Source organism: Kitasatospora griseola (genome assembly GCF_044999035.1).
In the GTDB taxonomy this organism is placed as follows: Bacteria; Actinomycetota; Actinomycetes; order Streptomycetales; family Streptomycetaceae; genus Kitasatospora; species Kitasatospora griseola.
The window spans coordinates 1,888,751-1,901,140 of record NZ_CP173360.1 but is presented as its reverse complement, the minus strand read 5'-3'; the positions used below and the strand labels follow the sequence as shown (position 1 = coordinate 1,901,140).

At 74.5% G+C, this 12,390-nt stretch carries 12 protein-coding genes; 6 read left to right on the top strand and 6 right to left on the bottom strand.

Features of this window, described 5'->3' with window-relative positions:
- Positions 1-26: 26 nt before the first annotated feature.
- The 3 genes from ACI1MP_RS08745 to ACI1MP_RS08735 are packed head-to-tail and all read right to left on the bottom strand — an operon-like array spanning position 27 to position 3,390.
- Positions 27-1,403, bottom strand: coding sequence for a Y4yA family PLP-dependent enzyme (locus ACI1MP_RS08745; protein WP_380336146.1), 1,377 nt, complete (start codon positions 1,401-1,403; stop codon positions 27-29).
- Positions 1,394-2,383, bottom strand: coding sequence for an ornithine cyclodeaminase family protein (locus tag ACI1MP_RS08740; RefSeq protein ID WP_380336149.1), 990 nt, complete (start codon positions 2,381-2,383; stop codon positions 1,394-1,396). The genes ACI1MP_RS08745 and ACI1MP_RS08740 overlap by 10 nt, the downstream gene beginning before the upstream one ends.
- 26 nt (positions 2,384-2,409) lie before the next feature.
- On the bottom strand, positions 2,410-3,390 hold the full coding sequence (locus ACI1MP_RS08735) for a TauD/TfdA family dioxygenase (RefSeq protein WP_380336152.1): 981 nt from the start codon (positions 3,388-3,390) through the stop codon (positions 2,410-2,412).
- Positions 3,391-3,727: 337 nt separating this feature from the next.
- Here ACI1MP_RS08735 and ACI1MP_RS08730 point away from each other — a divergent pair, with 337 nt between their 5' ends.
- From ACI1MP_RS08730 to ACI1MP_RS08715, 4 genes are read left to right on the top strand one after another with little or no spacing between them, the layout of a single operon-like run.
- A complete protein-coding gene (locus ACI1MP_RS08730; RefSeq protein ID WP_380336155.1) occupies positions 3,728-5,287 on the top strand; it encodes an ABC transporter substrate-binding protein in 1,560 nt (519 codons plus the stop codon).
- The gene (locus tag ACI1MP_RS08725; protein ID WP_404868254.1) at positions 5,284-6,264 is read left to right on the top strand and encodes an ABC transporter permease; all 981 of its coding nucleotides are present in this window, start codon (positions 5,284-5,286) and stop codon (positions 6,262-6,264) included. Before ACI1MP_RS08730 ends, ACI1MP_RS08725 begins: the two co-directional genes overlap by 4 nt.
- The gene (locus tag ACI1MP_RS08720; RefSeq protein WP_404868253.1) at positions 6,261-7,082 is read left to right on the top strand and encodes an ABC transporter permease subunit; all 822 of its coding nucleotides are present in this window, start codon (positions 6,261-6,263) and stop codon (positions 7,080-7,082) included. The genes ACI1MP_RS08725 and ACI1MP_RS08720 overlap by 4 nt, the downstream gene beginning before the upstream one ends.
- A complete protein-coding gene (locus ACI1MP_RS08715; protein ID WP_380336163.1) occupies positions 7,079-8,485 on the top strand; it encodes an ABC transporter ATP-binding protein in 1,407 nt (468 codons plus the stop codon). The genes ACI1MP_RS08720 and ACI1MP_RS08715 overlap by 4 nt, the downstream gene beginning before the upstream one ends.
- A gap of 4 nt (positions 8,486-8,489) precedes the next feature.
- On the opposite strand, the gene ACI1MP_RS08710 is transcribed toward ACI1MP_RS08715, so the two are convergent.
- Positions 8,490-8,885: a hypothetical protein gene (locus tag ACI1MP_RS08710; protein WP_380336166.1), complete on the bottom strand. Its 396-nt coding sequence runs from the start codon at positions 8,883-8,885 to the stop codon at positions 8,490-8,492.
- Between the two features lie 310 nt (positions 8,886-9,195).
- On the opposite strand from ACI1MP_RS08710, the gene adhP reads away from it, so the two are divergent.
- Both adhP and ACI1MP_RS08700 read left to right on the top strand, forming a co-directional pair.
- Complete coding sequence (adhP, locus tag ACI1MP_RS08705; RefSeq protein WP_404868252.1) at positions 9,196-10,212, top strand: alcohol dehydrogenase AdhP; 1,017 nt, start codon at positions 9,196-9,198, stop codon at positions 10,210-10,212.
- 41 nt (positions 10,213-10,253) lie between these two features.
- Positions 10,254-10,676 carry a universal stress protein gene (locus ACI1MP_RS08700; protein ID WP_380336172.1) on the top strand — a complete coding sequence of 141 codons (423 nt, stop codon included), beginning with the start codon at positions 10,254-10,256 and terminating at the stop codon, positions 10,674-10,676.
- A 61-nt stretch (positions 10,677-10,737) separates the two neighbouring features.
- Here the strand turns inward: ACI1MP_RS08700 and ACI1MP_RS08695 are convergent, their stop codons facing one another.
- Entirely contained in the window at positions 10,738-11,247 is a 510-nt protein-coding gene (locus tag ACI1MP_RS08695; RefSeq protein WP_380336175.1) for a peroxiredoxin, read from the bottom strand.
- Positions 11,210-12,349 carry a Rieske 2Fe-2S domain-containing protein gene (locus tag ACI1MP_RS08690; RefSeq protein WP_380336178.1) on the bottom strand — a complete coding sequence of 380 codons (1,140 nt, stop codon included), beginning with the start codon at positions 12,347-12,349 and terminating at the stop codon, positions 11,210-11,212. The genes ACI1MP_RS08695 and ACI1MP_RS08690 overlap by 38 nt, the downstream gene beginning before the upstream one ends.
- Positions 12,350-12,390: the final 41 nt, after the last annotated feature.

Below are 12,390 nucleotides of genomic sequence, written 5' to 3'. Positions count from 1 at the left end.
CTCCGTGAGGACGTCGGGTCGGGGGGTCAGCGGTCGAGGCGCCAGCGCGGGCGGTCGCCGGAGTGGTCGACGACCACCTTCGGCGGCAGCGGGAGTTCGTGGAAGGGGGACTCGTTGGAGTCCATCTGGTAGCCGGCCGTGTTGGGGTAGACCAGCAGGTCGCCCACCCGGGGCCGGGCCGGGAAGGCGATCTTGCGCCAGGTCAGCAGGTCGGAGTCCAGACAGCTGGCCCCGCCCACGCACGCCCGGTACGGCCGGTCGGCAAGGTCGGCGGGATCGGCAAGGCCAGCGGGATCGGCGGGATCGGCGGGCGAGGGGGCCGCCCGGAGCAGGACCGGCTCCGGCAGGTACTCGCTGGCGAACCACTGCTCGGACAGGCTGAGGCTGGTGCCGTCCACCGTGACGATGCCGTACCCGGCGCGGTCCTTGACGCCCTGGACGGGGAACACCGACGACCCGGCCCGGTCCAGCAGCGCGCGGCCGGGCTCCAGCAGGAGCGTCACGCCGGCCTGCCGGAGCCGCTCGGCGAGACTGGGCCCGGTGCCGCCGGGGCGGGCGGCGAGGATCTCGCGCAGGGTGTCGGCGCCGGCGACGGGGGAGTGGTACGGGTAGAAGTCGCTTGCGGCGAAGGACTTTTCGCCGTGGTAGTGCCCGGGCCGCTGGGCGGTGAGGAAGGCGTCCCAGGCGTCGGCGGCGACGTAGTCGACGGGGAAGCCGCCGCCGATGCTGATCCGGTTCGCAGGCAGGCCCAACGACCTTGCGTGCAGGCAGAGTTCGACGAGCTCCCCGGCCAGGTCGGCGCGCGGCCGGACCGCGTAGCCGGACAGGTGGAAGCTGAAGCCCTCCATCCGCACGGCGTCGCCCGCCGCGGCGCACCGCTCCAGTGCCCGGTGCAACTGCCCGTCGTCCAGCCCGAACCGGCTGCCCGGCTGGGACGGCGGGTGGCGGCGCAGCAGGACGCGGGCGGGTCGGCCGCCGTCGAGGCCGAGCAGGTGCTCCAGTTCGTCGGGGGCGTCGACGGCGATCAACGCGCCCTGCCGGACGGCGACCTGGAGCAGGGGCGCGGACTTGGCGGGGCCGGTGACGACCAGGTGCTCGCCCCGCACGCCGTGGCCGAGCGCGTCGCGCAGCTCGCCGAGGGACGCCACGTCGACGCCGATGTCGGCCGCGGCGCACCGGTCGACGAACACGGAGGCCTTGTTGGCCTTCTTCGCGTAGTGGATCCGGCCGTCGACGCCGGCGTCGGCGAGGGCGGCGCGGAACGCGGCGAGGTTGGCGTCGAACCGCTCGGGCAGCAGGTAGTGGAACGGGCCGCCGAGGCCGTGGGCGAGTTCGTGGAGCAGGCCGCTCCGGTGGATCCGCTCGGCGAGCGGGTCGGGGTGGGCGGGCAGGGTCAGCGCCACAGGGCGACCTCGGTGCCGAGCCGCTGGTCGGCGGCGAGTTGGGCGAAGCGGTGGCCGAGGGCGATGTCGGTGACCACGAGTCCGCTGTTGTAGGCGAAGATCCGCTGTTCGGGCGCGGTCCGGGCGGCGCCGTCGCCGGCCAGGACGGCGGGCAACTCCAGGTCGACGGGCGGGAGTTCGCCGTCGGCGTCGGCCATGTCGGTGCCGGTGACGCGCATCTGGGCCGCGCTGGTGGCGATCACGCGGTCCGCCCGGTGGAGGGTGGCGGGCGCGAGGCCGTGGCCGACCAGGATCGCCACCGCGCCGGGCTTCAGCCAGTCGGCCTCGACGGCGGCCCGGGTGTGCCCGCCGGCGGTCGCGACGACCAGGTCGGCGTCGCGGGCGGCGGTCTCCAGATCGGTGACCAGTTCGAGCTCCCGGTCGGGGAAGTGCCGGGCGAGTTCGGCCCGGACGGCGGCGATGCCGTCGGGGTGGGTGCCGGACAGCAGCAGGCGCTCCAGCCCGGGCAGGGCGGTGAGCAGGAACGGCAGGGCGAGCCGTCCCTGGGTGCCGGTGCCGATCACCAGCGCCGTCCTCGCCCCCGGGGCGGCGCATTCGCGGGCCAGCAGCGCGGAGACGGCCGGGGTGCGCAGGGAGCCGATCCGGGCGCAGTCCAGCATGGCGACCGGCCGTCCGGTGACGTCGTCGTAGAGGGTCAGCGTCGTGTAGTAGTGCTGCTGTTCACGGCCGGCGTCCAGCCCGTGCTTGTACGAGGTCTTGACGGCGACGACGTTGCGCACACCGTCGCGGCCGAGCATGGCGTACGCGACGGAGTGGCCGTCGGCCGGTTTGACGGTGAGCTTGCGCGGGTTGTCGGACTGTCCGGCGGCCAGTGTGCGGTAGGCCTGTTCGACGGTCTCGAGGACGTCGGCGAGGGTGATGTCCAGTCCGGCGAGGTCGCTGGTGGACAGGACCCGCAGGGTGGTGTCGTCCCGGTCCATGAGGGATGCCCTTTCGAGGAGGTGGCTCAGAGGGTGAGGGCGGCCTGGCCGTAGCCGTGTTCGTCCGCCTCGGCGGCCGGGCGGGTGGGGCGCTGTTCGACGCGGACGGAGGCGCGCTTGAGCCAGCGGTCGGTGCCGTCGTAGCGGGCCCGGAACGGCACCCGGCCGTGGACGACCAGGTCGTTGTCGACGACCAGGACGTCACCCGGCTCCAGGCTCACCGCGACCGAGACCCGGGCGAGTTCGTCACCGAGCCGCCTGTACGCGGCGCGCCAGGCCGGGTCCGCGGTCTCCTGCGGGGTGTAGGCCGGGTCGTAGCGCATGGTCAGGCCGTCGGGCGCCTCGAACAGGGTGGGCACGGGGGCGGGCCGCCCGCCGAACCGCTGGGCCTGCTCGTAGGCGTCGTCGGGCAGGATCGGCGCGACCGGCCGCTTCAACCGGTCGACGTCGGCGTCGGACAGCTCGACGAGGCGGACGCTGGCCGCGGTGGTGGCGATGGCGTCGTGGTTGCGCATGCAGCACAGCAGCAGCAGGTGCGCGCGGCCCGGGTGGAAGGCGTCCTCGGTGTGCGGGGTGAGCAGGACGGAGCTGGAGGCGCCGGTCTGCTCGCTCTCGTGGCCGGGCGACGGGACGATGTTGTGCACGAACCGGCCGTCCTGCTGGCCCTCCCACGCGATCGGGGTGCCCATCAGGGCGGAGACCAGCAGCAGGGCCACGTCCCACAGCGCGCCGGCGTCGCCGACCTTCGACCAGTGCCCGGGGGTGGGGCCGAGGTCGGTGTCGTCGATGCGCAGTCCGCGCAGCACGAACAGGCCGTCGGCGGTGTCGACGGGGCGCAGGCGGCGGCGCAGCGGTTCGCCGAGCGCGGCCGACTTCGCGGGCAGGTCGGCGAGCAGGCCGGGGCTGGTGGCGGAGCCGTGAAGGGCCAGCAACTCGGCGGCGGCGGACGTGAGTTCCGCGACGGCGGTGGGGTCGAGACGGCGTACCGGGGCAGGGCAGGTGGGCACGGCGGGACCTTCCGGGGACAGGAGGGGGGACGGAGCCACGTGGCATCACCGCGCCGAGGTGGGACGGCGGCGGGAGCTGCGCGTGGAGCATCGGTCCGGGGCGGCTCGAACCGCCGGACGGCACGAAACGTAACAACGACTTCGAGGTTAGGCAACCCTTACTTATTCGATCGTTGGCGATGGAGTTTGTTTGAGGTGCAGTCAACTGGTCTGCAGATCAAAGGAGTTGGCGGTCGGTCGGATGGGTGGCAACAGGGCGGCGGGCTTGCGGCAGGCCTAGAACTTAGGATAGGCAAACCTCAGCAAGTGGAACGCGGACCCGAGACGAGGATCGAACGTGGGCGTCACCAGACGACAGCTGCTGTGGGCCGGAGCCGGAGCGGGGGCGGTCGGTGTGCTCGCCGCCTGCGGTGGCGGCAACGGCGGCGGCGAGGGTGCCGCGTCCTCCGGGGAGTCCGGTCAACGGCCGCGCCCGGGTGGGACGTTGAAGGTCGGTGCGCTCGGGAAGGCCTCCGCCGTCACCCGGGATCCGCACGGCAGTCAGGCCAACGAGAGCGACTACCTGATCATCAGCCTGATCTACGACACGCTGGCGATACCGGGGGCGAGCACCAACACCGCCCCCCGCCTGGCCGCCTCCTGGAAGCCCTCGCCGGACCTGCGGACCTGGCGCTTCACCCTGGCCGACGGCGCCGCCTTCCACGACGGCGCCCCGGTCACCGCCGACGACGTGGTCTGGTCGCTGAAGCGCCTGCGCAACACCCCGGCCGGCCGGAGCCGGCTGCCCGGCATCCGGCCCGAGAGCATCACGGCGGAGGACGCCCGGACGGTCGTCCTGGTCTCCGACTACCCCAACGCCGACCTGCCGCTGCTGACCCGGCTGACCACCTTCGTGCTGAAGAAGGACACCGCGGACGACGCGGTCGCCGGCGCCCCGGGCACCGGCCCGTTCAAGCTCGACTGGTACCGCGACGGCAACGCCCGCCTGGTGCGCAACGACCACTGGCACGGCGGCCAGGTCCTGCTGGACGCCGTCGAGGTGCGGCTGTTCGAGAGCCCGCAGGCGATGGCCAACGCCCTGCTGGCCGGGCAGATCGACGTCGCCTCCAACGTCGGCGCCGTCGCCGCCCGGACGGCCGAGGCCCGCAAGGACGTCCGGATCGTCCGCCGGCCCAACGACATGGCGATGCCCGTGGTGATGCGCACCGCCGACGGTCCGTTCGCCGACCCGCGGGTGCGCGAGGCGCTCAAGCTCGCCGTCGACCGCGACGCCATGGTCAGGCAGGTGCTGTCCGGCTACGGCACCGTCGCCAACGACATCCTCGGCACCGGCGACCCGGCCTTCGCCAAGGACATCCCGCAGCGCACCCGGGACCTGGCCAGGGCCCGGCAGCTGCTCGCCGACGCCGGCTTCGACACCGCGAAGACCTACGACCTGGTCACCACCGAGGACATCGCCGGCCTGGCGGAGTCCGCGACGCTGTTCGCCACCCAGGTCCGCGAGGCCGGGGTGAGGATCAACGTGGTGAAGCAGGACTCCAAGGTCTTCTGGGACGACACCTGGCTCAAGGGCACGCTCTACACCAGCTACTGGGGCACCAACGACTCGGTGGTGTTCTTCGCCTCCAAGACGATGCTCTCGGACGCCGGCCAGAACGAGTCCGGGTGGAACGAGCCGAGCTTCGACGAGACCTACCGCACGGCCATGGGCACCGCCGACGCCGCCGAGCGCGACAAGCTGCTGCACCGGCTCCAGGAGATCGAGTTCGCCGGGTCCGGCTACCTGCTGTGGGGCATGGCCGACGGCATCGACCTGGCCGGCGCGGCCGTCCGCGACCTGCCCGGGCTGCCCGGCTACGGCCGGGTCCAGCTCGAAAAGACCTGGCTGGCGCGTTGACCGCGCCCCGGGCGTCCGGTCTCCCGGCCCGCGTCCTCCCCGGCGCGGGCCGGGTCGCCCGACAGGCCGCCCGGCGCGTACTGATGCTGGTCGTCCTGCTGGCGGTCGTGTTCGCCGCCGTCGAGCTGCTGCCCGGCGACGCCGCCGGCGCGAGCTCCGACCGGGGCGTCGGCGCCGCCGACCTCGCCGCCCGGCGCGCCGCCATGGGCCTCGACCGCCCGGTCGCCGAACGCTTCCGGGACTGGATGACCGGCCTGCCCACCGGCGACCTGGGGACCACCGCGCACGGCCGGCCCGTCGCCGACGTGCTCGCCGGGCCGTTCCCCAACACCCTGCTGCTCGGCGGCCTCGCCCTGGTCCTGAGCACCGCCGGCGCGCTCGCCTTCGGCGGCTGGGCCGCGCTGCGCCCCGGCGGCCGCGTCGACCGGGGCGTCGACGCCCTGTCCACCGCGGCGTTCGCGCTGCCGGAGTTCGTGGTCTCCGTCGCGCTGCTCCTGCTGCTGTCCCGGTGGACCGGCTGGCTGCCCGCCGTCACCCTCACCGGGCCGGACGGCAGACCCGAGAGCTGGACCATGATCGTGCTGCCGCTGCTGGCCCTGACGGTCCCCCAGGTCGGCTGGAACACCCGGATCGTCCGCGGCGCGCTCGCCGACCAGGCGGCCCTGCCGCACGTCCGGGCCGCCGTCCTCGACGGCCTGCCCCGCCGGCGCGTCCTCGCCCGCCACCTGCTGCCCGGCGCGCTGCCTGCCGTCGCCGTCGGCATCGCCACCTCCGCCGGGATGCTGCTGGGCGGCGCCGTCGTCGTCGAGACCCTCTTCAACTACCCGGGCATCGGCGCCGTCCTGGCCGGGGCGATCACCGACCGCGACACGCCGCTGGTCGCCGGAGTGGTGGCCGCCGCCGGCGCCGCCGTCAGCGCGCTCCTGCTTCTCGCCGACCTCGTCCGCACCACCACTCTCGGAGAAGAGCGACGATGACCGCCCCCGCGCCCACCACCCGGCGGGTGCTGCTCCGTTCGGCCCCCGCGCTCGTCCTGGTCGCCCTCGCGCTAGCCGGGCCGCTGCTCGCCCCGCACCCGATCGACACCCCCGTCACCTTCCCGTACGCCGGAGCGGGCGACGGCGCACCGCTCGGCGGCGACCAGCTCGGCCGGGACGTCCTCAGCCGCCTGCTGACCGGCGGCGCACCCCTGATCGCCACCGCCCTGGCCATCGCGCTGGCCGTCACCGCGGCCGCCACCGCCGTCGGCATCGTCGCGGTGCTGCGCCCGGCCCTCGGCCGGTGGATCGAACGTGCCGCGGACCTGACGATCCTGCTGCCGCCCGTGCTCGCCGTCATGCTCGTCGCCCTGTCCTGGCCCGGCGGCGGCCAGCTCGCCGTCGCGGTCGCCGCCACCCTGCTCGGGATCCCCTACGCGGTCCGGATCGTCGCCGCCGCGGCCGCCCCCGTCGCCGCCACCGGCTTCGTCGAAGCCGCGGCCGCCGGCGGCGAGACGCTCTGGCACCTGACGTTCCACCAGGTCCTCCCCAACCTGCGCGCCACCCTGCTCGCGCTGTTCGGTCTGCGCTTCGTCGAAGGCGTCTACCTGGTCTCGGTCGCCGCGTTCCTCCAACTCGGCCCCCGACCTCCCGAAGCGGACTGGGCGTTGATGATCCGGGAGAACGCCGCCGGAATCACCCTCAACCCGTGGGCCGTCGGCGCGCCCTGCCTCGCCATCGGCCTGCTCGCCATCGGCGTCAACCTCGCCGCCGAGGCGCTCGCCCCCGCCCGGCCCACCCCGGAGACCCCGCTGTGAGCACCACCGAACCCGCCGCCCGCGCCGCCGGCCTGTCCGTCGCCCTCGGGGACACCCCGCTGCTCGTGGACGCCGAACTCACCCTCCGCCCCGGCCGGATCACCGCCGTCACCGGCCCCTCCGGCGCCGGCAAGACCACCCTGCTGCGCGCCCTCGTCGGCGCCCTCCCCCCGGGCGCGCACCGTGCGGCGGGGAGTCTGACCGTTCTCGGTCACGACATCCTCGCCCTCCCGCCCGAGGAACTGCGCCGACTGCGCCGCCACCGCCTCGCCTTCCTCGGCCAGGACCCCGGCTCCGGACTCAACCCCCGCATGCGGGTCGCCGGGCTCGTCGCCGAGACCGCCCCGCAGCCCCGCCGAGTCTCCGTGCCGGAGCTGCTGCGGGCCGTCCGGCTCCCTACCGACGAGGGCCTCGAACACCGCCGCCCCGGGAGCCTGTCCGGCGGACAGCAGCGCCGCGTCGCGCTGGCCCGCGCCCTCGCCCGCCGGCCCGCGATCCTGCTCCTCGACGAACCCACCGCCGGACTGGACGCCGCCCTGCGCGACGAGATCGCCGACCTGCTGCGCGAGCTGGCCGACCGCGACCGCATCGCCGTCGCGCTCAGCAGCCACGACACCGAGTTCGTCGCCCGCTGCGCCGACGAGACGTCGGTGCTGCGGCCCGCCGTCGTCGGCCCTCGTCGCGCGAAGCCCGCGCCGGTCCGCAGCTCCGTCGAGGCCGCGCCGGTCGTCGAAGTGACGGCGCTCGACGCCCGGGTGGGCGCCGGCCGGACCCGCCGTCAGGTCCTCACCGGCCTCGAACTCTCGCTCCGTCCCGGCACGTTGACCGGGATCACCGGCCCCTCGGGCTGCGGCAAGACCACGCTGCTGCGCACCCTGGCCGGCCTGCACCGCCCCGACGCCGGCCGCATCACCCTCGACGGCGAACCCCTGGCCGCCTCCTACCGTCGGCGCACCCGCGACCAGCGCCGCCGCATCCAACTCGTCCCGCAGAACCCGCTCGGCGCGCTCAACCCCGCCCACACCGTCGGCGCCACCCTCGCCAGGCCGCTGAAGCTGCACTTCGCCCGCCCCGCCGACGAGTGCGAGGCCCGGGTCGCCGAGCTGCTCACCGCCGTCGGCCTCACCCCCGACCACGCCGGACGCCGCCCCCACGAGCTCTCCGGCGGCCAGCGCCAGCGGGTGTCCGTCGCCCGGGCGCTGGCCGCCGAACCCGACGTCCTGCTGTGCGACGAGATCACCTCGGCCCTCGACGCCGGCACCGCCGACGGCATCATGGACCTCCTCCGCGACCTGCGCGCCGCCCGGGGCCTCGCCGTCCTCCTGGTCAGCCACGACCTGCCCCTGGTGGCGGCCCACGCGGATCACCTGCTCACCCTGGAACGCGCCTACGCAGCACCGTAGTCGGTCAGGGACCGAAGACCACCAGGTAGGCGACGCCGCAGGCCAGCAGGTAGACCGCCACGGCGACGGGCAGCGCGCGCCAGGGCGAGCGCCCGCGACGCCGGGCCCGGACGGCGCCCACGGAGGCGAGCACCACGGCCGCCAGCAGGCCGGCCCACGGAAGGGCGACGGTGAGCGCCCACACGGCCGGGTTGCACACCGCCGCCGAGCCGTCCGGACTCCCGGTGCCGCAGCTGTCCGTGGCGAACAGCATTCCGAACGAGAACAGCGCGTCGACCAGGGCGCCGAGCACCGCGAACAGCACCACCACGAAGATGAACCCGACCGGCGCCCCGGCCGGTCTGCCCATGGCTGCCGGGCCGTACCCGGGCATCGCGGGCCGGTCCTGAAAATCCCCCACCGTTCCTGATCCTCCTCACTGCACGGCGTCTCTCCCCGACCCGCCGTGTCCTCGAAGCGGCACACCTTATCCAGTCGAAGTCCGGGCTGTCACTCGGCAGTTGCCCCCTGGTCGCCGGGGGTCTCCAGCTGCCTCGGCCCGGGCGGATCGGTCGCACGGAGACCATCGTCGTCGGTCCGGGGACCTTCGGCCTCGAAGCGGTGCACCGCCCGGCCCCAGCGGACGGCCGGGTCGGCGAGGTGGGATGGAGACAGCGCGGCAGCCGGTGCACACCGGGGCCGCTCCGCCACGGTCAGAAGGGCAGGACATCATGAAGGCCGCCGTCGTCCACGCGTTCACCGAACCGCTCGCCGTCGAGGACCGTCCCGTCCCGACCCCGGACTCGCGGCAGGTCCTGGTCCGGCTGGAGGCCTGCGGGCTGTGCCACACCGACATCCACGCCGCCCGCGGCGACTGGCCGGTGAAGCCCGGTCTGCCGTTCGTCCCCGGCCACGAAGGCGTCGGCATCGTGGAGGCGATCGGCGAAGAGGTGCGGCACGTGCGGATCGGCGAGCGGGTCGCCATCGCCTGGCTCGCCGACGCCTGCGGCCGCTGCGACCACTGCGTGGCCGGCCGGGAGACGCTCTGCCAGGCCCAGCACAACAGCGGCTACTCGGTGGACGGCGCCTACGCCGAGTACGCGCTCGCCCACGGCGACTACGTGGTGCCCGTCCCCGACGGCGTCGACCCGCTGGACGCCGCCCCGCTGACCTGCGCCGGCGTCACCACCTACAAGGCGCTCAAGGTCTCCGGCGCCCGCCCCGGCACCCGGGTGCTGATCTCCGGCATCGGCGGCCTCGGCCACCTCGCCCTGCAGTACGCCCGGATCTTCGGCGCCGAGACCATCGCCGTCGACGTCACCGACGAGAAGCTGGCCCTGGCCCGCGAACTCGGCGCCGACCACGTCCTGGACGCCCGGTTCCAGGACGTCGCCGCCGAGGTCCAGGCGCTCGGCGGCGCCCACGCGGCGATCGCCCTCGCCGTCAGCAACGACTCGTTCCGTGCCGCGTACGGCTCGCTGCGCCGCGGCGGCACGCTCGTCCTGGTGGCTCTCCCGGCCGACGGGACGCTCGAACTGCCGGTGTTCGACACGGTGTTGAACGGCACCTCGGTGATCGGCTCGATCGTCGGCACCCGCGAGGACCTGGCCGAGGTGTTCCGGCTGCACTCCCTCGGCCGCACCCGGGTGATCCGCGAGACCCGTCGGCTGGACGAGGTGAACGGCTGCTTCGACGAGGTGCTGAGCGGCAAGGTCGCCGCCCGCCTGGTCTTCGACCTGCGCGCCTGAACGCGCCCCGGTTCCTCCCCACAGACCCGAAAGGAAACACCATGGACAGGACGGCACAGCGACGGATCGTGGTGGGCGTCGACGGATCGGCGTCCTCCCGGGCGGCCCTGCGGTGGGCGGCCCGCCAGGCGGCCGCGGTCGGCGCCACCGTCGAGGCGATCACCACCTGGGAGTACCCGGCCGCGTTCGGCTGGAGCGTCCCCGTCGTCGACGCGGACATCGCCGCGTCCGCCGCGAAGACCCTCGCCGAGACCGTCGCCCGGGAGGCCGCGGAGCACGGCGTGGAGATCCGCGAACGGGTCGAGTCCGGCAACGCCGCCCAGATCCTCCTGGAGGCCGCCGAAGGCGCCGAGCTCCTGGTGCTCGGCAACCGCGGCCACCACGGCTTCGCCAAGGCCCTGCTCGGCTCCGTCAGCCAGCACTGCGTCCAGCACGCGAGCTGCCCGGTGGTCGTCGTCCGGTAGGCGGCCGTCACGAGTGCGCCTCCGCCGATCGGCGGAGGCGCACCCGTGTTCCGACGCCGCGTCAGCCCGCGGGCGTCGCCTCGGCGTCGCCGGAGGACAGCGCGGCCAGCTGCTCGATCAGGGTGTCGGTGCTGCGGAAGGTCAGGCCGGCCAGCGCGATGTGGCGCCAGCGGACGATGCCGGCGGCGTCGAGGACGAAGACCGAGCGGCGCACGCCGATGCCCGGGGCGGTGATGCCCCAGGACCTGGCCAGGGCCTCGCCGGTGTCGGTCAGCAGGGGGAGGTTCAACTCGCGCTTGCGGGCGAAGCGTTCGTGGCTGTCGAGGTCCTGGCCGCTGATGCACCAGACGGCCGCGCCGAGGTCGGTGAAGCGGGCGAGGTCGGAGTTGTAGGAGCAGAGCTGGCGGGTGCAGACCAGGGTGTCGTCGCCCGGGTAGAAGGCCAGCACGAGCGGGCTGCCCTTGGCGTCGGCGAGGCGGTACTCGCGGCGGTGGGCGGTGTCTCCGTCGAACTGGACTCCGGGCAGGGTGAACTCAGGGGCGGGTGTGCCCGGTTCGGGTGGTCTGGCCATGGTCGGGGCCTTCCTCGGGAGTGACGGGGACGAGCGGGACGGTCGGCTGCGGGAGTCGGCCGTTGGTGCGGTCGGGCGGGTAGAACTGCCGGGACCAGCGCCGGAACGGGCCGATCGGGCCGTCGCCGGCGGCGAGCCGCGGGCGGGAAAGATACTGCTTGGTGGACCAGATCGGGAAGTCCGCGGCGGTGAACTCGCAGCTGAACCTGAACATCGGGCCGGCCAGCAGCCGGGTCAGCGAACGGCTGACGGTGCGGGCCAACGCCGGTGGCAGGACGGACGGTTCGGTCACCAGGAAGCGGCTGGCCTGCCGGAACTGCATCCGGCCGGGCGCGGTCTGGGTGGCCATCACCAGGGAGCACATCTCCAGGCCGAGCGCCGGCGTGTGGATGTCGGTGTGCAGGCAGCTCAGGCCGTAGCCGTCGACCTCGACGTCGACCTGGCGGCGGCCGATCAGCGGGAACTCCTCCTGCACCCGCATCGAGACGTGGAAGGTCACGTCGCCGAACGCGACGGGGGCGGCGAGTTCGCCGCGGGACCAGCCGTGCAGGGTCTGGAAGTGCCCGACATCCACGGAGTTCTCCATGACGTCCTGGGCGTAGCCGGCCATCTCCCAAGTGGCGTGCCTGGCGGGCAGGTTGCCGAGGACGTGCCAGGCGGGGATCTCCCAGTCGGGTTCCCGGCCGTCGTGGTGGCGCCAGACGAAGACGGCGTCGTTGACCTCGCGCACCGGAAGGTGGGTCAGGGCGGCCTTGGGCGGCGGCGGGGTGCCGTAGCCGGTGCGCACGCAGCCGCCGTCCGGGCCGAACGCGAAGCGGTGGAAGGGGCAGACCAGGTCGTTGCCGGCCACCTTCGCCAGGCCGAGGTGGGCGCCCAGGTGCGGACAGTAGGGGCGGACGGCCCGGACGCGGCCGTCGCGCTGCCGGTACAGCACGACGTCCTGGCCGGCGAGTCGTCGGGTCAGCACGGTGCCGCGGGCCAGTTCGGCGGTGAAGGCGAGCGCCGCCCAGCCGTCCGGGTAGGGCAGGGCCGGCGGCAGCGCGGCGTCGCTCGGGGTCGGGCCCTGGGTGGTGACCTGTCCGAACTTCCGGGACGGTCGCACGGTTCCTCCTGTGGGTCGCGGTGGCGCTGCGGTCGCCCGGT